We start from the raw sequence: 18410 nt of genomic DNA, 5'->3' as shown, positions 1-18410 counted from the left end.
TACGCGAAAGGCCTCCCCGTTTTGACCGAGCGGGGAGGCCTTTCGCGTATCGGGTCAGACGTAGCGCGGACGCCCCGCCAGGACGCCGAAGAACATCTGCGCGCACATCACCACGATGAGCACGATCAGCGACACCGACCAGCTGCCCGTCGCGTTGTGGAGGAGACCGAAGACGAACGGGCCGACGGCCGCGAGCAGGTAGCCGTAGCCCTGGGCCATGCCGGACAGGCGCGCGGTGTCGGCGCCGGTGCGGGCGCGCAGGGCGATGACGGTGAGGGCGAGTGAGAAGACGCTCATGCCGATGCCGATGAGCACGCTCCACAGCAGCGGCGACGCGGCCGGCGCCACGAGCAGGCCGGCCATCCCGGCCAGGCCGCACAGGCCCATGCCGAGGATCCACCAGCTCTGCGTGCCCTGCCGTGCCGCGATGGGCGGGATGACGAGGCTGATCGGCACAGCGATCACGGAGATCAGGCCCAGCAGCAGGCCGGCGTCGCCCTTGCTGACGCCGGAGTCGATGAAAACCTGCGGGAGCCAGCCCATGACCACGTAAGCGATGAACGACTGCAGGCCGAAGAAGATCGTGACGATCCACGCGAGCGGGCTGCGCATGAGCGACCGTCCACCGCCGGTCGACGCGGCCGGCTTGGGTGCGCGGCCGGTGCCGCGCGTGGCGAAGAGCCAGACGGCCAGCGCGAGCGCGCCCAGCACGGCCCACGAGCCGAGCGACAGGCGCCAGCCGCCGAACGCCGTCTCCAGGGGTGGGCTCGCGGCGGACCCCGCGGCGCCGCCGCCTTGCAGCGCGGCCGTGTAGACGCCGGTCATCATGCCGACGCGCGCCGGGAAGGAGTCCTTGATCACCACGGGGATGAGGACGTTGATCAGCGCGATGCCGGCCGTCGCGACGAGGGTGCCGCCGAGGACCACGAGCTGACCGTCGACGACGCGCAGTACCAGCCCGGCCGTGAGCACCGCCAGCGCGAACCCGATCGCCGAGCCGATGCCAAACCGGCGCGAAAGAAGCGGCGCCGTGAGGCCCGCGCCGGCGAAACACAGGCCGGGCAACGTCGTCAGCACGCTCGCCCAGATCGCCGACGCGCCGAGGCTGCCGCGCATCTCCGCGAGCAGCGGGCCGACGCTCGTGATGGCCGGGCGCAGGTTCAGCGCCGTGAGCACCACGGCGACGGCGAGCAGCGCGCCACCCGCGATCACCCCGGGCCGGCGCACGCCGCCAGGCGTCTCTTCCTCGATGCCGCCTTCGAGTTCGAGCTCGAGGCGGTCGGAGTAAGAGGCGGGGCGTGGGGTGGGATCCCAGGAATCGACGGACACGTCCGCTACTATCGCATACATAGGATGATTGGATGAAGGGATTAATCCTGTGCCTCTCGCCACCACCCGGCGCGCGGGCCTGGTCGACCAGGTCATCGACCAGCTGCGCGACGCGATCGCACAGGGGGAATGGCCGGTCGGACAGCGCATCCCCACCGAGCCCGCGCTGGTCGCCCAGCTCGGCGTCGGGCGTAACACCGTGCGCGAGGCTGTCCGCGCGCTCGCACACACCGGCATCCTCGAAGTCCGCCAGGGCGACGGCACGTACGTCCGCGCCACGAGCGAGGTCTCCGGCGCACTGAGGCGCCTGTGCGGCACCGAGCTGCGCGAGGTCCTGCAGGTCCGCCGCACCCTGGAGGTCGAAGGCGCGCGCCTGGCCGCCACCGCCCGCACCGACACCGAGGTCGAGAGTCTGCGCGTGCTGCTGCAACAGCGCGACACCGACCAGCTCGACGGCCGCGTCGACGACTTCGCCCGCACCGACGCGGAGTTCCACCTCGAAATCGTCCGATGTGGACACAACGGCCTGCTGTTCGAGCTCTACCGCGGCCTGATGGAGGCGATCACCGCCAGTGTCGCGTCCACCTACGACCACCCGGACCACGCCGAGATCGCCCAGCACCGCGCCATCGTCGACGCCATCGAAGCTCGCGACCCGGCCCGCGCAGCCCAGGCGGCCGGCGACTTCCTCGACGAAATCCTGGCGCGGGCCGAGGAAAGCGGACAAACGGCGGACTAGGGACTCCTAGACACCGCTCCCCCGATGTCACCGCCGGTTCCCGGCCCGGCCGAGGGGCCTCCCCCACCCGCGGGACTCTTGAACGTGAAAGTGACTCACATAAGTTGCGGACTTGTCCGGACCACGCGAAAGTCTGATCACCATCCGTCGGACGGAGAGGTCAGGCCCGTGCGCCGTTCGCCCCTTGTCGTGTTGCTCGTGGTCGCCGGGCTGGTCGCCGGTGCCGCCGCCGCGGCCGCCAGTACTCCGTCGTTCCGCAAGTACGTCGCCCTCGGCGACTCGTACACCGCCGGGCCGCTGATCCCGTGGCAGCAGGCCAGCTGGTGCTTCCGCTCGAACAACAACTACCCGTCCTGGCTCGCGACGCGGCTGGGGATCTACGACGCGGACGGCGCGTTCACCGACGTCAGTTGCTCGTCGGCCGACACGTCGAACATGACGCAGCCGCAGGTCACGCCGTCGCCGAGCATTCCGCTGTCCACACAGCAGCCGCAGTTCGACGCGCTGCACGCCGACACCGACCTGGTCACCATCGGCATCGGCGGCAACGACGACAGCGTCTTCGGCGACCTCACCGGCACCTGCCCGACGCTGCGCGCCGACGACCCGACCGGTGCGCCCTGCCAGGCGCACTACACCGTGAACGGCGTCGACACCATGGCCGGCGCGGTGCAGGCGACCGGCCGCAACGTCGCGAAGGTCGTGCAAGGCGTGAAGGACCGCGCGCCCGCCGCGACGATCGTGCTCGTCGGCTACCCGCGCCTGCTGCCGCCCACGGGCACGTGCCCGAGCGTGATCCCGTTCGCCGACGGCGACTACGCGTGGGCAGACAGCATCGAGCAGAAGCTCAACGCCGCCATCGAAGGAGCGGCGCGCAGCGAAGGCGTGCACTTCTTCGACACTTACAGCCCCAGCCTCGGCCACGACGCGTGCGCCGGCGGCAAAGCGTGGGTCAACGGCCAGAGCACGAACCTCTTCGAAGCCGTCGCCTACCACCCGTTCCGCTCCGGCATGGAGGCCGAGGCGAAGCTGATCGCCCAGGCGCTCGGCGTGCCCGCGAAGGGCACCAAGGCACCGGCTCCGCGCAGCAAGGCCGACCCGGCTCAGCTGGCCCGGACCGCGCACCTCACGGGAGCGTGAGGATCTCCGCGCCGTCGGCCGTGACCACGAGGGTGTGCTCGAACTGGGCCGTCCACTTCTTGTCCTTCGTGGTCACGGTCCAGTTGTCGTCCCACACGTCGTAGTCGATGGTGCCGAGGGTGATCATCGGCTCGATCGTGAAGGTCATGCCCTCTTCGATCAGCGTGTGGACCGAGGGCTCCTCGTAGTGCAGCACCGTCGGCGCGGTGTGGAACGCCGGGCCGACGCCGTGGCCGGTGAAGTCGCGGACCACGCCGTAGTCGAAGCGCTTCGCGTACGCCTCGATCACGCGGCCGATCACGTTCAGCTGCCGCCCGGGGCGCACCGCCTTGATCGCGCGCGCCGTGGCTTCGCGCGTGCGCTCGACGAGCAGCTTCGCCTCCTCGGAGACGTCGCCGGCGAGGAAGGTGGCGTTGCAGTCGCCGTGGACGCTGCCGATAAAAGCGGTGACGTCGATGTTGCAGATGTCGCCGTCCTCGATCAGGGTCGAGTCGGGGATGCCGTGGCAGATCACCTCGTTGAGCGAGGTGCAGCACGACTTCGGGAAGGCGCGGTAGCCCAGCGTCGACGGGTAGGCGTGGTGGTCGAGCAGGAACTCGTGCACGACCTTGTCGATGTCGTCGGTGGTCGCGCCGGGCTTGACGGCCTTGCCGCCCTCCTCGAGCGCCTGCGCGGCGATCCTCGACGCCACGCGCATCGCCTCGATCACCTCGGGCGTGCGCACGCCGTTGCCGGTGTCTCGCTTCGGCGCCGGCCGGTCGACGTACTCGGGGCGGGCGATGTCTGCGGGAACGGCGCGGCGCGGAGTCTGGACGCCGGGCTTCAACGGGGCACGAACGGACATGCCCTCCAGACTACGACGTCACTTCGCGGCCACGCCCGCGAGGAACCGGTGAGCGGCGTCGACGGCCGGTTTCGACGAGCCGGCGTCGGTGAGCAGCACCGCGAACGCCAGGTCGCCCTGGTAGCCGACGAACCAGCCGTGGGAGTGCGTGCCGTCGCCGAACTGGGCCGTGCCGGTCTTCCCGCGCACGTCGGGCAGGTCGCGCAGGGCGGTGGCCGTGCCGGTGGTGACGACGTCGCGCATCATCGAGCGCACGGCGTCCAGCACGTCCGGCCGCGGCGCCGGGCCGAGACCGCTCACCTTGGCGGGCCGGCCGCGCACCAGCGACGGCGAGGGGACCTTTCCCGACTGCACGGCCGCGGCGGCGAGCGCCATCCCGAAGGGGCTCGTGACCACGGTCCCCTGCCCGAACCCGTTCTCCGCGCGCTGCACCACGGAATCGGCCTGCGGCGCGGACCCGGTGACGGTCGTGAGGCCGGGGATCACGAAGTCGGCGCCGATGCCGAGCGAGCGCGCGGCGTCGGTGAGCGCCGTCGGCGAGAGGTCGCCCGAAAGCTGGGCGAACGTCGTGTTGCACGACTGGGCGAACGCCTTCGCCAGCGGCACCGTGCCCAGGTCGAACCGGCCTTCGTTGGGCACCACGCGGCCGGCGAACGTCACCGTGCCCGGGCAGGCGACCGGCGAGTCGACCTTCACGCGGCCGGCCGTGAGCGCGGCCGTCGCGGTGACGATCTTGAACGTCGACCCCGGCGGGAAGCGGCCGGTGAGCGCGAGCGGTCCCTGCTCGTCCGCGGGCTCGTTCTGCGCGACCGCCAGCAGCTGCCCGGTCGACGGCTGCAGCGCCACGATGGCGGCGGCGGTCTTCACCGGTGCGAGGGCCTTCTCGGCGGCGGTCTGGACGTGGGTGCTGAGCGTGCTCGTGACGGCCGGCGAGTCCTTGGGCGGCACGGCGTAGAGCTCGCTGGCCTCGCTGCCGGTGACGTCGAGCGAGACGATCCGCCAGCCCGCGCCGCCCGCGGCTTGCTGTTCGACCATCGAGCGCAGGGCGGGCAGGATCTGGCGGCCGGTGTCGCGGTCGTCGGGCAGGAGGCGTTCCTGGCTCGTGAAGCGGACGCCGGGCAGGTCGTAGATGGTGGGCTTGACTTGCTCGTAGTCGGTGTCGCGCAAGGAAAGCACGGGGTAGGAGGCGCCGGGTTTGGTGGCCTTGATGCCGTCGAGCACGGAGCGGCCGGTCACCGTGGGCTCGAAGCGGTGCAGCGCCGAGCCGAGCTTGCTGGCGACGGCCGTGGTGTTGCCGGTCTTCGCCGGGTCCACGACGACGCCGATCACGGTCTGCGGGCGCAGCAGGGGGAAGCCGTCGCGGTCGAGGACCGGCGCGGGCTCGGCCGGATCGGGCACGATCGCGATGCTCTGCGACGGCGCCAGCTGCGGGTGCACGACGGTGGGCTGCCAGTGCAGCTGCCAGCCGTCCTCGGCCGAGCGCAGCTGCGCGTCGGAGGTGTAGCTCCAGCTGCGGCCCTTCGGGAGGTGCCAGGTGAGGCGGTAGCCGCCGGTGGCGTTGTCGCCCGACTGCTTCACCGTCTCGCCGGTCGCCTCGATCGACTCGGGCTTGAGCGCGGCGCGGACCTGGGTGAGCAGGGTCTTCGCGGCGTCGGGCGAGTCGGTGCGCGCGGCGGCCCCGGCGACGTCACCAGAGCTGACGGCGGTGAGGAAGGCGGCGAGCGTGTCTTCCGGGCCGTCGGACGAGAACAGGCCGCAGCCGGCGAGCGGCAGGACGGTCGCGACGGCGGCGGTCAGGGCCGCTGCGCGGTGTCGACGGTGCGGGTGCCGACCAGGTGCCATGCGTCGGATCGAACCAGCCCGGCGGGCGGGTCCGGGGCCGAAACGCCGACCCGGAAGGGCGAATCAGGTTCAGAACAGGACGGTCGCGTACTGGCCGACCTGCTGGAACCCGATCCGGCGGTACGCGGCGAGCGCGGGTGCGTTGAACGCGTTCACGTAGAGGCTCGCGGTGCGGCCGAGGCCGTGCACGAGCCGGTTGACGACCGCGGCCGTGCCCGCGGTGCCGAGGCCGCCGCTGCGGCGCGCCGGGTGCACCCACACGCCTTGGATCTGGCCGACGCCGGCCGACATCGCGCCGATCTCGGCCTTGAACACGACCTCACCGTCTTCGAACCGGGCGAACGCCCGTCCGGTGGCGATCAGCTCGCTCACGCGGGCGCGGTAGCTGGCGCCGCCGTCGCCACTGCGCGGGTCGACGCCCACCTCCTCGATGAACATCGCCACGGCTGCGGGCAGATAGCGGTCGAGCTCGTCCGGCCGCACCGCGCGCACGTGCGGGTCGGCTTTGACGTGCGGGCTGCCGTCGAGCGCCATCAGCGGCTGGTCTCCCCGCACTTCGCGCGCGGGCCCCCACTCGCTCGAAAGCTCGTCCCACAACCCCAGCACCTGCTCGGCAGGCCCGACGAGCGACGAGCACGTGCGCTGCCTGCGCAACGCCCGGTCCGCGAACGACCGCAAGGCCGACGCGTTGCCGCGCAACGGAATCAGGTTCGGGCCGGCAAAACACAACCCCTGGAACCGTGTGGACCGCCCCGGGCGGCCGTCGGCGGCCCAGAGCTCGCCACCGAGCCGCCAAGGGTCGAGGCCCGCGGCCTCGACCCTGGCGCTGACCATGCAGCTGCTCACCGGGTCGGCGGCCAGCGCGGCGCGCACCGCTGGGTAGTCCCGATCGTCGAGCAGCCGTGCACCTGCAAGCCGCAACACAGTGTCCAGAGTGCCAGATGACGCGGATGAACGGAACGCAAGCCCACCGACACGCTCAGATGAACGGCACAATCGGACACATGCAGCGCTACACGTACAAGGTCGTCGAACTCCGCGAGAAGCTCATGGGCGGCAAAATGTCCGGTGACCGGCTCGAGAAGGTCCTCAACGACCATGCCGCCGACGGCTGGCAGCTCAAGACCATCACCTCCGCCGACGTGAAGGGCCGCGTCGGCCCCGGCTCCGTGGAAGGGCTCTTGGTGACCTTCGAACGACCGGTTCAGTAGGCGCCCGCCTCACGCTCCCCGGTAGGTGCCGATCGTCCAGCTGTTGCCCTCCGGGTCGCGCAGGCTGAAGGTGTGCGAGCCGTAGTCGGTGTCGTGCAGGTCGAGGGTGATGTCGGCGCCGGCGGCGCGCACGCGGGCGTGGATGGCGTCCACGTGGTCGGAGACGACGTAGACCGCGCCGGTGCCCGGTTTCATGGCGTCGTGGACCTCGTCGGCGGGGCCGCCGGTGCTGCCGAGCATCACGGCGCCGCCTTCGGGCCAGCGGAGCTCGGCGTGGGCGATGGCGCGCTCGGCGCCGCCGGGGACCACCAGCGTTTCCTCGAAGCCGAGGACGTCGACGAGGAAGCGCACGGCCGCGGGGGCGTCGTCGTAGCGAAGGGCGGGCCAGACTGTCGGTTGAGGTGTCATGCCCCCGAGTCTGGTTCCGGGGGCGCCGAGTCGTCTTGGAGGAACGGGAGCTCCTCAGCGATCCACGTCCGCGGCGAGCATCCCGCCAACGCCCGCCACTCGTTCGACAGGTGCGCCTGGTCGTAGTAGCCGGCCTCGACAGCCACCGAGGCCAGGTCCGGCGAACCCGCTCGCAACAGACGACCGGCGCGTTCGAAGCGCAACACCCGCGCCACCTGCTTCGGGGCCAGGCCGACCTCCGCGCGGAAGCGCTCACCGAAATGCCGCCGGCTCCAGCCGACCGAAGAAGCCAGGTCCGTCACCCGCACACCGCCCGAACGCACCCGCAGAAGCCGCCAAGCCTCCCCCAGCTCAGGAGCCGGAGGGGGCGCCGAAGCAGCCGAAGAAGCCAGCACCTCGTCCAGCACGGCAAACCGGGAAGGCCAATCCGCAGCTTCGAAAAGACGCGAAGGCAACAGCGCCCACGGCCGGCCGAACTCGGCGAGGTCCACAACCCGCCCGCTCAGCTCAGCCGCCGTCACGCCGAGCAGGGAACGCACGCCCAGCGGGTCCAGCTCCACGTGCAGGCCCCGCTGCACCCGGTCCTGCGTGATGAGCGCGGGTGAGGTGTGCAACCCGCCGACCAGGGCCTGCAGGGTGCCCTCGCCGGGCAGGCCGGCGAAGCGGATCGGCTGTTCCAGGCTGATGATCAGCGTCACGTGCCGGGACGGCAGGCCGCGATGAACCGACAACGTGACGTCGTCCTGGGCGTAGCCGATGTAGCGCGTGACCAGCGGCCGCAGCACCGGGTGCGGCAAGCGGGTGGCCCAGCTGTGACTCACCTGACCAGCGTAGGCCGCGAAGCACCGGTTTCTGCTACCACGGACAGCGGGGGCCACCGGAGAAAGGACGCGGGAGTGACGATCCAGGAGCAGGCCCAGCAGCTCGAACTGCTGGCCGACTCGGTGCCCACCGGCATCGCCCTCGCGACGAAGGGCGAGCTGGAGGACCTCCAGTCGCAGGTGCTCGGGCTGCTCGGCGAGACGTCCACCGCCACGTCCATCCAGGGCGCGATCCAGCTGGCCAGCCAGCAGATCGACGAGGTCGCCGCGGCCCTGGAGAACGTGCGCATGCAGATCAAGGACGCCGCCCAGCACCATCTGCAGGGCTGAAAAACCGGCCCCGCGACAAAGGCGGGGCCGGTTTCACAAAAGCCGAAAACTCAGCCGACCGTGACGCTCGGCGAACCCTCGCCGATGCCCTCGCCGGCTTCCTCGGCGATGCGCATGGCCTCTTCGATCAGGGTCTCCACGATCGCGTGCTCGGGCACGGTCTTGATGACCTCGCCCTTCACGAAGATCTGGCCCTTGCCGTTGCCGGACGCGACACCCAGGTCGGCCTCGCGGGCCTCGCCGGGGCCGTTGACGACGCAGCCCATGACCGCGACGCGCAGCGGGATCTCCATGCCCTCCAGACCGGCCGTGACCTGGTCGGCGAGCGTGTAGACGTCCACCTGCGCGCGACCGCACGACGGGCACGACACGATCTCCAGCTTGCGCGGGCGCAGGTTCAGCGACTGCAGGATCTGGTTGCCGACCTTCACCTCTTCGACCGGCGGCGCGGACAGCGACACGCGGATGGTGTCGCCGATGCCTTGGGTCAGCAGCGCGCCGAACGCGACGGCCGACTTGATCGTGCCCTGGAACGCCGGCCCGGCCTCGGTGACGCCGAGGTGCAGCGGGTACTCGCACTGCTCGGCGAGGATCTCGTAGGCGCGGACCATCACGACCGGATCGTTGTGCTTGACCGAGATCTTGATGTCGTGGAAGTCGTGCTCCGCGAAGAGCGAGGCCTCCCACATGGCCGACTCGGCCAGCGCCTCGGGCGTGGCCTTGCCGTACTTCTCGAGCAGCCGCTTGTCCAGCGAACCGGCGTTGACGCCGATCCGGATCGGCGTGCCGTGGTCCTTCGCGGCCTGCGCGATCTCTTTGACCTGGTCGTCGAACTTGCGGATGTTGCCCGGGTTCACGCGCACGGCGGCGCAGCCGGCCTCGATGGCGGCGAACACGTACTTGGGCTGGAAGTGGATGTCGGCGATCACCGGGATCTGCGACTTCTTCGCGATCGCGGGCAGCGCCTCGGCGTCGTCGGCGGACGGGCACGCGACACGGACGATGTCGCAGCCGGCGGCGGTGAGCTCGGCGATCTGCTGGAGGGTGGCGTTGACGTCGGAGGTCAGCGTCGTCGTCATCGACTGGACGGAGATGGGGAAGTCGCTGCCGACACCGACGGAACCCACGTGGAGCTGGCGGGTTTTGCGGCGCTCGGCGAGGACGGGGGGCGGCAGTGCGGGCATACCTAGCGCGACGGTCACGTCCTCAGCCTACCTACTCCATCCGGCCCTGCTTCAACGAAGTCAACCGTCACGGTGAGCAGCGTTACCCCCGGTCGGGGGCCCACCGGCCGGGTAGTGACCCGACCGGTGGGACCGGTTACTGCAAGCGAATCGGGTTCACGATGTCCGCTGTGACCGTCAGTAGAGTGATGCCGCCGCCGATGACGACGAGCACCATCGTGACGGCCGAAAGCTTGGTGTAGTCGACCGGTCCACCCGCCGCCTTGCCGCGCAGGCCGCGCAGCCAGTCGCGCACCTTCTCGTACCAGACGACGGCGATGTGCCCGCCGTCCAGCGGCAGCAGCGGCAGCAGGTTGAACACGCCGATGAAGAAGTTAAGGCTGGCCAGCAGGAAGAAGAAGATCTGCCACAGCCCCCGCTCCACGGCCTCGCCGCCGATCCGGCTCGCGCCGACGACGCTGACCGGGGTGTTCGGGTCGCGCTCGCCGCCGAAGATCGCGCTGACCACGGCCGGGATGCGCTCAGGGAACTCCACGAGGCGCTGCGCGGTCTGGGCGAACATGTCGCCGGTGAACGAGAACGTGGCGCCGATGCCGGTGAGGCCGTTGTAGTGCAGGTACGCGGGCGGGATCACGGTGGAGGCGCCCATCATGCCGACCTCGTGCACCTTGCCGTCGGTACCCATCCGCTGCACGCGCGGGATGTCCACGACCAGGTTCACGGTCTTGTCGCCGCGCTGCACGGAGATCGGCGTGGGGCCCTTCGCGGCCTGCACGACCTGCAGCACGTCGGTCCAGCTCGCGGTGGGCTTGCCCGCCACGGAGACGATCTTGTCGCCCGCCTTGATCCCGGCCGTCGCCGCCGGCGTCGGCGCGCCGGGCGGGCACGAGGTGTCGCTCAACTGCTGCGTGGTGGTGGCCGGGCGGGCGCACGACGTGCTCTGGATGACCGGCTGCACCGGCTCCGACGCGGCCGCGATGTTCGGCAGGCCCATCGTGATCGACATCAGGTAGAGCACGATGAAGCCGAGGATGAAGTGCGTGATCGAGCCCGCCGACATCACGACGGTGCGCTTCCACGTCTTGAACCGCCACATTGCGCGCGGCGCCTCGTCCGGGGTCACCTCGTCGAGCGCTGTCATGCCGGCGATGTCGCAGAACCCGCCGAGCGGGATCCACTTCGCGCCGTACTCGGTCTCGCCGCGGCGGAACGAGAAGATGGTGGGCCCGAAGCCGATGAAGTACCGGCGGACCTTCATGCCGAACATCTTGGCCGTGACCATGTGGCCGGCCTCGTGCAGCGCGACGGAGATGCAGATGCCCAGGGCGAACAGCACCACCCCGATGATGTAGGCGAGCACGCGCTACTTCCCCTTACCCAGCATCGATCCTGCGCGCCCTCGAGCCCAGTGCTCGGCGGCGAGTACATCCTCGACGTCGCGCGGTTCGCGACGCCATTCGTCGGCGGCTTCGACCACCTGGGAAACAGTGTCCACAATCGACGTGAAACCGGTGTTCTGCGCGAGGAACGCGGCCACGGCCTCCTCGTTCGCCGCGTTGTAGACGGCGGGCAGGCAGCCGCCCTCGGTGCCGACGTGGCGCGCCAGCTCGACCGCCGGGAACGCCTCGTTGTCGAGGGGCTCGAACGTCCAGCTCGCGGCCTTGTCCCACGAGCACGCCGCGGCGGCGCCGGGCACGCGCTCGGGCCAGTGCAGCGCGAGCGCGATCGGCAGCCGCATGTCGGGCGGGCTGGCCTGGGCGATCGTCGAGCCGTCGACGAACGTCACCATCGAGTGGATGATCGACTGCGGGTGCACGGTCACGTCGATGCGGGCGGGCTCGATGCCGAACAGCAGCGCGGCCTCGATCAGCTCCAGGCCCTTGTTGATGAGCGTGGCCGAGTTGATCGTGATGACCGGGCCCATGGACCACGTCGGGTGAGCCATGGCCTGCTCGATGGTCACATCGGAGAGGTCCTCGCGCTTCTTGCCGCGGAACGGCCCGCCCGACGCCGTGAGCACCAGGCGCGCGACCTCGTTGTCCCGGCCGGCGCGCAGGGCCTGCGCGATGGCCGAGTGCTCGGAGTCCACCGGCACGATCTGCCCCGGCTTCGCGGCCGCGAGCACGAGCGGCCCGCCCGCGATGAGCGACTCCTTGTTGGCCAGCGCGAGCGTCGAGCCGGTGGCCAGGGCTTTGAGCGTGGGCTGAAGGCCCTGCGACCCGGGCAGGGCGTTGAGCACGACGTCGACGTTCACCGCGTCGATGAGCTCCGTCACGGCGTCGGCGCCGGCGAAGATGCGCGGGATGCGGAACTCGCCCCGGGAGTAGCCGCGCCGCTGCGCCTCCGCGTACAACGCGAGCTGCAGGTCTTCCACCACCGTCGGGCGGCTCACGGCCACGGCCTCCACGCCGTGGGCCAGGGCCTGCGCGGCGAGCGCCTGCGGGTCGGAGCCACCGGCGGCGATGCCCGCGACGGTGAACAGGTGGGGGTTACGAGCGGTGACGTCGAGGGCCTGGGCTCCGACGGACCCGGTCGAGCCGAGCACGAGGACGCTTCGCGAGGTAGTCATCGCACGCCATTATCGCCCGCCGAGCCGCGGCCCGTCTCCGCGGAGCACTCGGGGGTGTGGGATCATTACGGCGTACCAGGTTGAGCGGGTCAGGAGGAGTGATCGTGGCAGGCAAGGCGATCGAGAAGCGCCCCGAAGTGGACCCGCGCGACGAGCCGTCGGCCGAGTGGGGCTGGCACGGGTCGTTCCCGAAGGCCACGCGCATCGCCGGCTGGGTCAGCGTCGTCATTCTGCTGCTCATGATCAAGGGCAACCACGAGAACAACACCGAGAACGTGTGGCTCATCGGCCTCGCCGCGTTCCTCGCCCTGTTGCTCGTAATCGACTTCCGCAAGCGCCGCACGGCCTGGCGCAAGTAGGTTCCCGTTCGCTACCTTGCGGGGCTATGACGTCACGCTGGGTCGCTCTCGTTCTTTCGGTCGTGGCCGGTGTGGCGCTGTTCGCCGCGCCGGCCACAGCTGCGTCCGCGCCGGTTGTCCGCTGCACTTTCACGCCGACGCCGGACAACCCGGCGGCCCGTCCGGTGCTCCGGCCGCTGCCCTTCGCCTTGACGCGCGGCACGGTCGACGTGACCTTCCACTTCAACTACGGGCCGGTCACGGTTCGCTTGGATCGCGCCGGCGCCGCCCCGTGTGGTGTGGCGAACTTGGTGTCGCTGGTCATGCAGCACTTCTACGACCGTTCGCAGTGCTGGCGCCTGTCCGATTCGGAGCGCCTCGGCGTGCTCCAGTGCGGCGACCTCTACGAAGTCGAAAAGGGCGGCCCGGGCTACAAGTTCCCGGACGAGGTGTCGGGCGCGGAGACGTATGAGCGCGGCACCATCGCGATGGGCAACCAGGGCCCGGGGACGAACGGGTCGGAGTTCTTCATCGTCCATTCCTTCGCGCACATTCCCGCGCAGTATTCGGTCCTGGGGAAGGTCGTGCGCGGCATGGACGCGATCGACCGGATGGTGAAGGCCGGCATCATTCCGACCGATCCGAACGGGCCGCTGGACGGTGCGCCGAAACACCCGGTGAAGATCGCGACGGCGTCGTTCGGCCGGTAGGTCAGGCCCGCCGTTCGGCAGCCACTTTCACCCCGAATCCCGTGATCAGCCGGGACAGATCAGGGGTCAGGAACAGCTGGAAGTAGTACCCGCCTTGCGGCCGGTCATCGACGTAACCCAGCGCGAGGAACACGCCTTCGTAGGCGCCGAGGTCGCGAAGTCCCTCGGCGAACCCGATCGACGGCTGGCCGGCGCGGAGCGCGTTTCGTTGCCGCCGCCGGAACACTGATCTGAACTCGGCGGCGGTCGACGCCCCTGGCCACAGCTTGAAGGTCGCCCCCGCCGCCAGAGCCTCGCTGGCCGACGCGGCGGCGTCTCCCGGCGCGGTGGACAGCAGCTCCGCCAGACGTTCGCGGTCCACATCCACCCCAGAACCCGTCCCCGACCAGCACGGGCAACCCCAAAGAGTGAATCGTCGCCGCGCCTGATTACAGTACGCGAGCAGTCGGGCGGCGGACCGGGGGAGCTCATGCTGATGACCCACGAAACCTACCTCGCCACCAGGCGGTTCCCGGCGCTGGACGGGGTGCGGGCGATCGCCGCGGTGCTGGTGGTGGTGTTCCACTTCGGGGGCAGCGCGTGGGTGCGCGCGAACGGGTGGATCGGCGTGCACGTGTTCTTCGTGTTGTCCGGGTTCCTGATCACGACGCTGGCGTTGCGCGAGGAGGACCGCACCGGCCGCGTCTCGCTCAAGAACTTCTACCTGCGGCGGGCGTTCCGGATCCTGCCGGTGTACTACGTGGTGCTCGGGATCTTCGTCGTGGTCACGTACGCGCGTGGTGAGCTGCGGTCGAGTGCGCTGCTGGGCGCACTGCCGTGGTTCGCGACGTTCCTCAACGAGTTCCACGTCATCGGGGTGTTCGGGGTGGCGTGGACGCTCGGAGTGGAGCAGAAGTTCTACCTGGTGTGGCCCGTGCTGGCGTTCGGCGTAGCCGGGCTCGCGTTCGCGAAACGATTCAGCCTCGCGCTGGGCCTGGTGGTCGCGCTCGTCGCGCTCGTGCCGGTGGTCCCCTACTCCGGCGCGTACGCGTCCATCGTCATCGGCTGCACGGCGGCCATCGTTCTCCACCACCGCACAGGGTTCGCGGTACTCAAACCCCTCACGCACCCAGTGGCCGGCGTCGTCGTGGCCGCGGTGATCGTAGTGGTGCAGGTGTTCTTCACCGACCTCACCGTCGCCCTGCACGACGACGGCGGCGTCGCGGTCGGCACGGCGTATGCGGTGCTCGTGGCGCTGATGCTGCCGTCGCTGGTCGCGGGTGGGCCGCTGAGCCGGCTGCTGTCCCTGAAACCACTGCGGTTCATCGGGGAGCGGTCGTACTCGCTCTACCTCATCCAGTCCATCGCCGGCTGGACGCTCGCCGGTCTGGTGCCGCAGCTGGCCCAGCCGCGCACGCTCACCGCGGTCGGTGTCACGGCCGTCGCGCTGCTGATGGCCGACCTGCTCTACCGCTGGGTCGAGCTGCCGATGATCGCGCTCGGCCGGCGGGTCACCGCGAAGCGGCCCGAACCCACACCGGCGAAAGAACCCGTCCCGGCATAGAGAAACGGGCCGCCCCGGGAACGAATCCCGGGACGGCCCGTGCACCCGAAATGGTCACCGTTCGCTGGTCGGAGCCACCAGCTCGCTCGGCCCACCGCCGGACTCCCCGGCGACCGCGGCCAGCTCCTCACCCACCGATTCCGAAGTCTTGCCCTTGTCCTTCGTGAGCAGCGACGCGACCGCACCGATCAGGCAGACCACGATGGCGAAGCCGAACGCCACGGCCAGACCGTCCTGGAACGGACCCGAGATCAGGTTCGGGAAGAAGCTGCGCCCGGTCAGGAACGAGGCCTGGTCCGGCGGCAGGCTGCCCAGCTGGCCGCCCAGCAGCTGCTGGATCGGGTTGTAGCCGAGGAACGCCGCGAAGAGCACGGCCACCGCCGGCAGGTGCGCCACCTGGTTGGCCGGCCCGGCGGCCACGCCGTGGGCGGTGAGGCCCTGGAACATCGCCGTCGGGAGGTTGTCCGAGAGGCCCGCGATGATCAGGCTGAAGAAGAAGCCGATCGAGAGCACCATGGCCGCGTTCTGGAACGTGGTCATCATGCCCGCGCCGGAGCCGCGGGCGTCGGCCGGCAAGCTGTTCATCACCTCGGCGCGGTTGGGCGAGGAGAACATGCCCATGCCGATGCCGTTGACGAGCAGAATCGCCGCGAACGCCCAGTAGTTGAAGTTCACCGGCAGCAGGATCAGCAGCAGGAAGGTGATCGCGGTGATCACCAGGCCGCTCGACGCGAGCAGCCGGCTGCCGATGCGGTCGGACAGGATCCCGGCCGTCGGCGCGGACACCAGGAAGCCGACGGTCATGGGCAGCATGTAGATGCCGGCCCACAGCGGCGTCTGTTCGAAGGTGTAACCGTGCTGCGGCAGCCAGATGCCCTGCAGCCAGATGATCAGGATGAACTGCAGGCCACCGCGCCCGAGCGACGCCGTGAGGTTCGCGAGGTTGCCCCAGCTGAACGACCGGATCCGGAACAGCGAAAGCCGGAACAGCGGGTTGGCCACCTTGGTCTCGATGACCACGAACGCGATCAGCACCGCGATACCGCCGATGAGGCACGAGAGCACCATCGGGCTGCCCCAGCCGGTCGGCGACGAGCCGTAGGGCTGGATGCCGTAGGTGATGCCCACCAGCACCGCGATCAGGCCGACCGCGAAGGTGATGTTGCCCCACCAGTCCATCTTCGCGTGCTTGCGCACCCCGGTGTCGTGCAGCTTCACGTAGGCCCAGATCGTGCCGACCACGCCGAAGGGCACCGAAACCAGGAAGATCAGGTTCCAGTCGACGGGCGCGAGGATGCCGCCGACGACCAGGCCGAGGAACGAACCCGCGATCGCCGCGACACCGTTCATGCCCAGCGCGAGACCGCGCTGGTTGGAGGGGAACGCGTCGGTGAGGATGGCCGACGAGTTCGCCATCAGGAACGCGCCGCCAATGCCCTGCACGATGCGCCAGCCGATCAGCCAGAGCGCCGCGGCGTCACCGTCGAACCAGGTGATGGCCAGGAAGATCGACGACACGGTGAACACCGCGAAGCCGAGGTTGTACATCCTGGCGCGGCCGTACATGTCCCCCAGCCGCCCGAAGCTCACCACCAGTACGGCGGTGACCACCAGGAAGCCCATGATCATCCACAGCAGGTAGCTGGTGTTGGCCGGCTCCAGCGGGTTGATCCCGATGCCCTTGAAGATGTCGGGCAGCGCGATGAGCACGATCGACGAGTTGATCGTCGCGATCAGCATGCCCAGCGTCGTGTTGGACAGCGCGATCCACTTGTATCGCGGGCCCAGTTCCGCGAGTGAATACGTTCTGCGCTCGGCCACAGTGAAACCCTTCTCTCGTTCCCTTAGCTAGGCTAAGCAAGTTGCTTGCCTGTGGCAACCAACTTCGTAAATCGGTTACGAGAGAACCGTCACAGGATGATCACTGTCCTTTGAGGACTATTTACGTTCACTCGACCGAGTGAACAGCGAAAACCTTCCCGGGATTGAGGATCCCGTGCGGGTCCAGCGCGTTTTTCACGGCCTGGTGCATCTGCAGAACCGCCGGTCCCAGCTCGTTTTGCAGCCCCGGCCGCTTGAGCAGTCCCACGCCGTGTTCGCCGGTCACGGTGCCGCCGAGGGCCAACGCGTCGGCCACGATGTCGTCGAACGCGGCCTGCGCACGCCGCCGCGCGTCCTCGTCGCCGGCCGGTGTGCTGAGCAACGGGTGGAGGTTGCCGTCGCCGATGTGCGCGACGTTGGCGATGAGCGTGTTGTGCCGCTTCGCCGCGAGGTCGATGCGCGCGAGCATCTCGGGCACGAGGTGGGTGGGCACGCAGACGTCCTCGGTCAGCAGCGGGCCGAGCCGCTCCAGCGCCGGGTATGCCAGCCGCCGAGCGGCGAACAGCGCGTCGGCCTCCGCCTGGTCCGACGACTGCGCCGCCCACGTGGCGCCCGCCTTCTCGAAGCACGCGAGCATTACGGCGGCCTCGTGCTCCCCCGCCGCGCCCGGCGCGTCGCTGCGGCCCAGCAACACCACCTCCGCGTCGGCCGACAGCCCCATGTTCTTCCACTCGTCCACGGCGACGAGGCAGTGGCGGTCGACCAGCTCCAGCGCCGAGGGCACCACGCCGGCCGCCCGGATCGCGGCGGCCGCTTCGCCCGCGGCGACGGTCGAGTCGAAGTAGCCCGCCACCGTGCTCTCGGGCGCGCGCTGGGCTCGCAGGCGCACGGTGATCTCGGTGATGACGCCGAGCGTGCCCTCGGAGCCGACCATCAGACCGGCGAGGTCGTAGCCCGCCACACCCTTCGCGGTGCGGCGCCCCAGCCGCACGAGTTCGCCGGTGCCCGTGACGACTTGCAGGCCGAGCACGTAGTCGCGGGTCACGCCGTACTTCACGCAGCACACGCCGCCCGCGTTGGTGGCGACGTTGCCGCCGATCGTCGACCACGGGGAGCTCGCCGGGTCGGGTGGGTACCAGAGGCCGTGCTCGGCGCAGGCGGCGCGCAGGTCGTCGTTCACGACGCCCGGGCCGACCACGGCGAGGCGCTCGACCGCGTCGATCTCGTGGATCGCCGTCATGCGGTCGGTGACGAGCACGACGCAGCCGGCCACGGCGTTGGCGCCACCGGACAGCCCGGTGCCGGCGCCGCGCGTGACCACGGGCGTGCGGTGCTTGAGGCAGACCTTCACGGCGGCCTGCACGTCTTCGGCCGAGCGCGGCCGTACCACGACCTCGGGCAGCGCCCACGGCGCCCATTCGGCCTCATCGTGGGCGAAGCTGGGCAGCACGTCGGGGTCGCGCACGAGGACCTCGGGCGGCAGGACGGCTTGCAGGTCTTCGATCAACATGGGCGCTCCCGATCGCGTTGCGGCTTCTCCCGCCAGGTTAGGGCGCCGGGATGTCGAAACGGCGGCCTCTG

The 18410-nt window shown here is 70.1% G+C and carries 19 protein-coding genes; 7 read left to right on the top strand and 12 right to left on the bottom strand.

All coding sequences use genetic code 11. The features are described 5' to 3' along the window. Nucleotides 1-54 precede the first annotated feature (54 nt). Nucleotides 55-1329, bottom strand: a complete 1275-nt coding sequence (locus AB0H62_RS44705; RefSeq protein ID WP_255637653.1) for an MFS transporter — start codon at nucleotides 1327-1329, stop codon at nucleotides 55-57. 49 nt (nucleotides 1330-1378) lie between these two features. On the opposite strand from AB0H62_RS44705, the gene AB0H62_RS44700 reads away from it, so the two are divergent. Beyond that, nucleotides 1379-2068: a FadR/GntR family transcriptional regulator gene (locus AB0H62_RS44700; RefSeq protein ID WP_220237850.1), complete on the top strand. Its 690-nt coding sequence runs from the start codon at nucleotides 1379-1381 to the stop codon at nucleotides 2066-2068. Nucleotides 2069-2236: 168 nt separating this feature from the next. Next, complete coding sequence (locus AB0H62_RS44695) at nucleotides 2237-3208, top strand: SGNH/GDSL hydrolase family protein (protein ID WP_360592300.1); 972 nt, start codon at nucleotides 2237-2239, stop codon at nucleotides 3206-3208. On the opposite strand, the gene map is transcribed toward AB0H62_RS44695, so the two are convergent. From map to AB0H62_RS44680, 3 genes are all read right to left on the bottom strand, one after another. After that, nucleotides 3195-4052: a type I methionyl aminopeptidase gene (gene map, locus AB0H62_RS44690; RefSeq protein WP_354873384.1), complete on the bottom strand. Its 858-nt coding sequence runs from the start codon at nucleotides 4050-4052 to the stop codon at nucleotides 3195-3197. The genes AB0H62_RS44695 and map overlap by 14 nt on opposite strands. A gap of 18 nt (nucleotides 4053-4070) precedes the next feature. Then, nucleotides 4071-5894, bottom strand: a complete 1824-nt coding sequence (locus AB0H62_RS44685; protein ID WP_360592299.1) for a penicillin-binding transpeptidase domain-containing protein — start codon at nucleotides 5892-5894, stop codon at nucleotides 4071-4073. A 69-nt stretch (nucleotides 5895-5963) separates the two neighbouring features. Next, nucleotides 5964-6818, bottom strand: coding sequence for a GNAT family N-acetyltransferase (locus tag AB0H62_RS44680; protein WP_220237846.1), 855 nt, complete (start codon nucleotides 6816-6818; stop codon nucleotides 5964-5966). 80 nt (nucleotides 6819-6898) lie between these two features. On the opposite strand from AB0H62_RS44680, the gene AB0H62_RS44675 reads away from it, so the two are divergent. After that, the gene (locus AB0H62_RS44675; RefSeq protein ID WP_220237845.1) at nucleotides 6899-7105 is read left to right on the top strand and encodes a DUF4177 domain-containing protein; all 207 of its coding nucleotides are present in this window, start codon (nucleotides 6899-6901) and stop codon (nucleotides 7103-7105) included. Between the two features lie 9 nt (nucleotides 7106-7114). On the opposite strand, the gene AB0H62_RS44670 is transcribed toward AB0H62_RS44675, so the two are convergent. Then, entirely contained in the window at nucleotides 7115-7513 is a 399-nt protein-coding gene (locus AB0H62_RS44670) for a VOC family protein (protein ID WP_360592298.1), read from the bottom strand. Beyond that, nucleotides 7510-8334, bottom strand: coding sequence for an AraC family transcriptional regulator (locus AB0H62_RS44665; protein WP_220237843.1), 825 nt, complete (start codon nucleotides 8332-8334; stop codon nucleotides 7510-7512). Before AB0H62_RS44665 ends, AB0H62_RS44670 begins: the two co-directional genes overlap by 4 nt. A gap of 75 nt (nucleotides 8335-8409) precedes the next feature. Between AB0H62_RS44665 and AB0H62_RS44660 the strand changes: the two genes are divergently transcribed. Continuing rightward, complete coding sequence (locus AB0H62_RS44660) at nucleotides 8410-8664, top strand: hypothetical protein (protein ID WP_220237842.1); 255 nt, start codon at nucleotides 8410-8412, stop codon at nucleotides 8662-8664. Nucleotides 8665-8714: 50 nt separating this feature from the next. Here AB0H62_RS44660 and ispG read toward each other — a convergent pair whose 3' ends face one another. From ispG to dxr, 3 genes are all read right to left on the bottom strand, one after another. Further along, a complete protein-coding gene (ispG, locus tag AB0H62_RS44655) occupies nucleotides 8715-9866 on the bottom strand; it encodes a flavodoxin-dependent (E)-4-hydroxy-3-methylbut-2-enyl-diphosphate synthase (protein ID WP_220237841.1) in 1152 nt (383 codons plus the stop codon). A gap of 118 nt (nucleotides 9867-9984) precedes the next feature. Then, entirely contained in the window at nucleotides 9985-11208 is a 1224-nt protein-coding gene (locus AB0H62_RS44650; protein ID WP_220237840.1) for a site-2 protease family protein, read from the bottom strand. Between the two features lie 3 nt (nucleotides 11209-11211). Next, nucleotides 11212-12417 carry a 1-deoxy-D-xylulose-5-phosphate reductoisomerase gene (dxr, locus tag AB0H62_RS44645; RefSeq protein ID WP_220237839.1) on the bottom strand — a complete coding sequence of 402 codons (1206 nt, stop codon included), beginning with the start codon at nucleotides 12415-12417 and terminating at the stop codon, nucleotides 11212-11214. 104 nt (nucleotides 12418-12521) lie between these two features. On the opposite strand from dxr, the gene AB0H62_RS44640 reads away from it, so the two are divergent. Together AB0H62_RS44640 and AB0H62_RS44635 are read left to right on the top strand one after the other, a co-directional pair. Then, nucleotides 12522-12776, top strand: coding sequence for a DUF2631 domain-containing protein (locus AB0H62_RS44640; RefSeq protein WP_220237838.1), 255 nt, complete (start codon nucleotides 12522-12524; stop codon nucleotides 12774-12776). 26 nt (nucleotides 12777-12802) lie between these two features. Continuing rightward, nucleotides 12803-13465 carry a peptidylprolyl isomerase gene (locus tag AB0H62_RS44635; protein ID WP_220237837.1) on the top strand — a complete coding sequence of 221 codons (663 nt, stop codon included), beginning with the start codon at nucleotides 12803-12805 and terminating at the stop codon, nucleotides 13463-13465. A gap of 1 nt (nucleotide 13466) precedes the next feature. Here the strand turns inward: AB0H62_RS44635 and AB0H62_RS44630 are convergent, their stop codons facing one another. Beyond that, a complete protein-coding gene (locus tag AB0H62_RS44630) occupies nucleotides 13467-13826 on the bottom strand; it encodes a hypothetical protein (protein ID WP_360592297.1) in 360 nt (119 codons plus the stop codon). A gap of 114 nt (nucleotides 13827-13940) precedes the next feature. On the opposite strand from AB0H62_RS44630, the gene AB0H62_RS44625 reads away from it, so the two are divergent. Continuing rightward, nucleotides 13941-15008 carry an acyltransferase gene (locus AB0H62_RS44625; RefSeq protein WP_360592296.1) on the top strand — a complete coding sequence of 356 codons (1068 nt, stop codon included), beginning with the start codon at nucleotides 13941-13943 and terminating at the stop codon, nucleotides 15006-15008. 54 nt (nucleotides 15009-15062) lie between these two features. On the opposite strand, the gene AB0H62_RS44620 is transcribed toward AB0H62_RS44625, so the two are convergent. Both AB0H62_RS44620 and AB0H62_RS44615 read right to left on the bottom strand, forming a co-directional pair. Next, nucleotides 15063-16829 carry an MFS transporter gene (locus AB0H62_RS44620; RefSeq protein WP_220237835.1) on the bottom strand — a complete coding sequence of 589 codons (1767 nt, stop codon included), beginning with the start codon at nucleotides 16827-16829 and terminating at the stop codon, nucleotides 15063-15065. 127 nt (nucleotides 16830-16956) lie between these two features. Continuing rightward, entirely contained in the window at nucleotides 16957-18339 is a 1383-nt protein-coding gene (locus tag AB0H62_RS44615; protein ID WP_220237834.1) for an FAD-linked oxidase C-terminal domain-containing protein, read from the bottom strand. Nucleotides 18340-18410 lie beyond the last annotated feature (71 nt).

Source organism: Amycolatopsis sp. NPDC050768 (genome assembly GCF_040654155.1).
Lineage (GTDB): Bacteria > Actinomycetota > Actinomycetes > Mycobacteriales > Pseudonocardiaceae > Amycolatopsis.
The sequence above is the reverse complement of the archived record's forward strand: the minus strand, read 5'-3'. Positions and strand labels throughout refer to the sequence as shown.

Coding starts and splice junctions, on each gene's coding strand:
- AB0H62_RS44615 (WP_220237834.1), bottom strand. CDS start 18,339: ATGTTGATCGAAGACCTGCAAGCCGTCCTGCCGCCCGAGGTCCTCGTG.
- AB0H62_RS44635 (WP_220237837.1), top strand. CDS start 12,803: ATGACGTCACGCTGGGTCGCTCTCGTTCTTTCGGTCGTGGCCGGTGTG.
- AB0H62_RS44675 (WP_220237845.1), top strand. CDS start 6,899: ATGCAGCGCTACACGTACAAGGTCGTCGAACTCCGCGAGAAGCTCATG.
- AB0H62_RS44685 (WP_360592299.1), bottom strand. CDS start 5,894: ATGGCACCTGGTCGGCACCCGCACCGTCGACACCGCGCAGCGGCCCTG.
- dxr (WP_220237839.1), bottom strand. CDS start 12,417: ATGACTACCTCGCGAAGCGTCCTCGTGCTCGGCTCGACCGGGTCCGTC.
- AB0H62_RS44670 (WP_360592298.1), bottom strand. CDS start 7,513: ATGACACCTCAACCGACAGTCTGGCCCGCCCTTCGCTACGACGACGCC.
- AB0H62_RS44625 (WP_360592296.1), top strand. CDS start 13,941: ATGACCCACGAAACCTACCTCGCCACCAGGCGGTTCCCGGCGCTGGAC.
- map (WP_354873384.1), bottom strand. CDS start 4,052: ATGTCCGTTCGTGCCCCGTTGAAGCCCGGCGTCCAGACTCCGCGCCGC.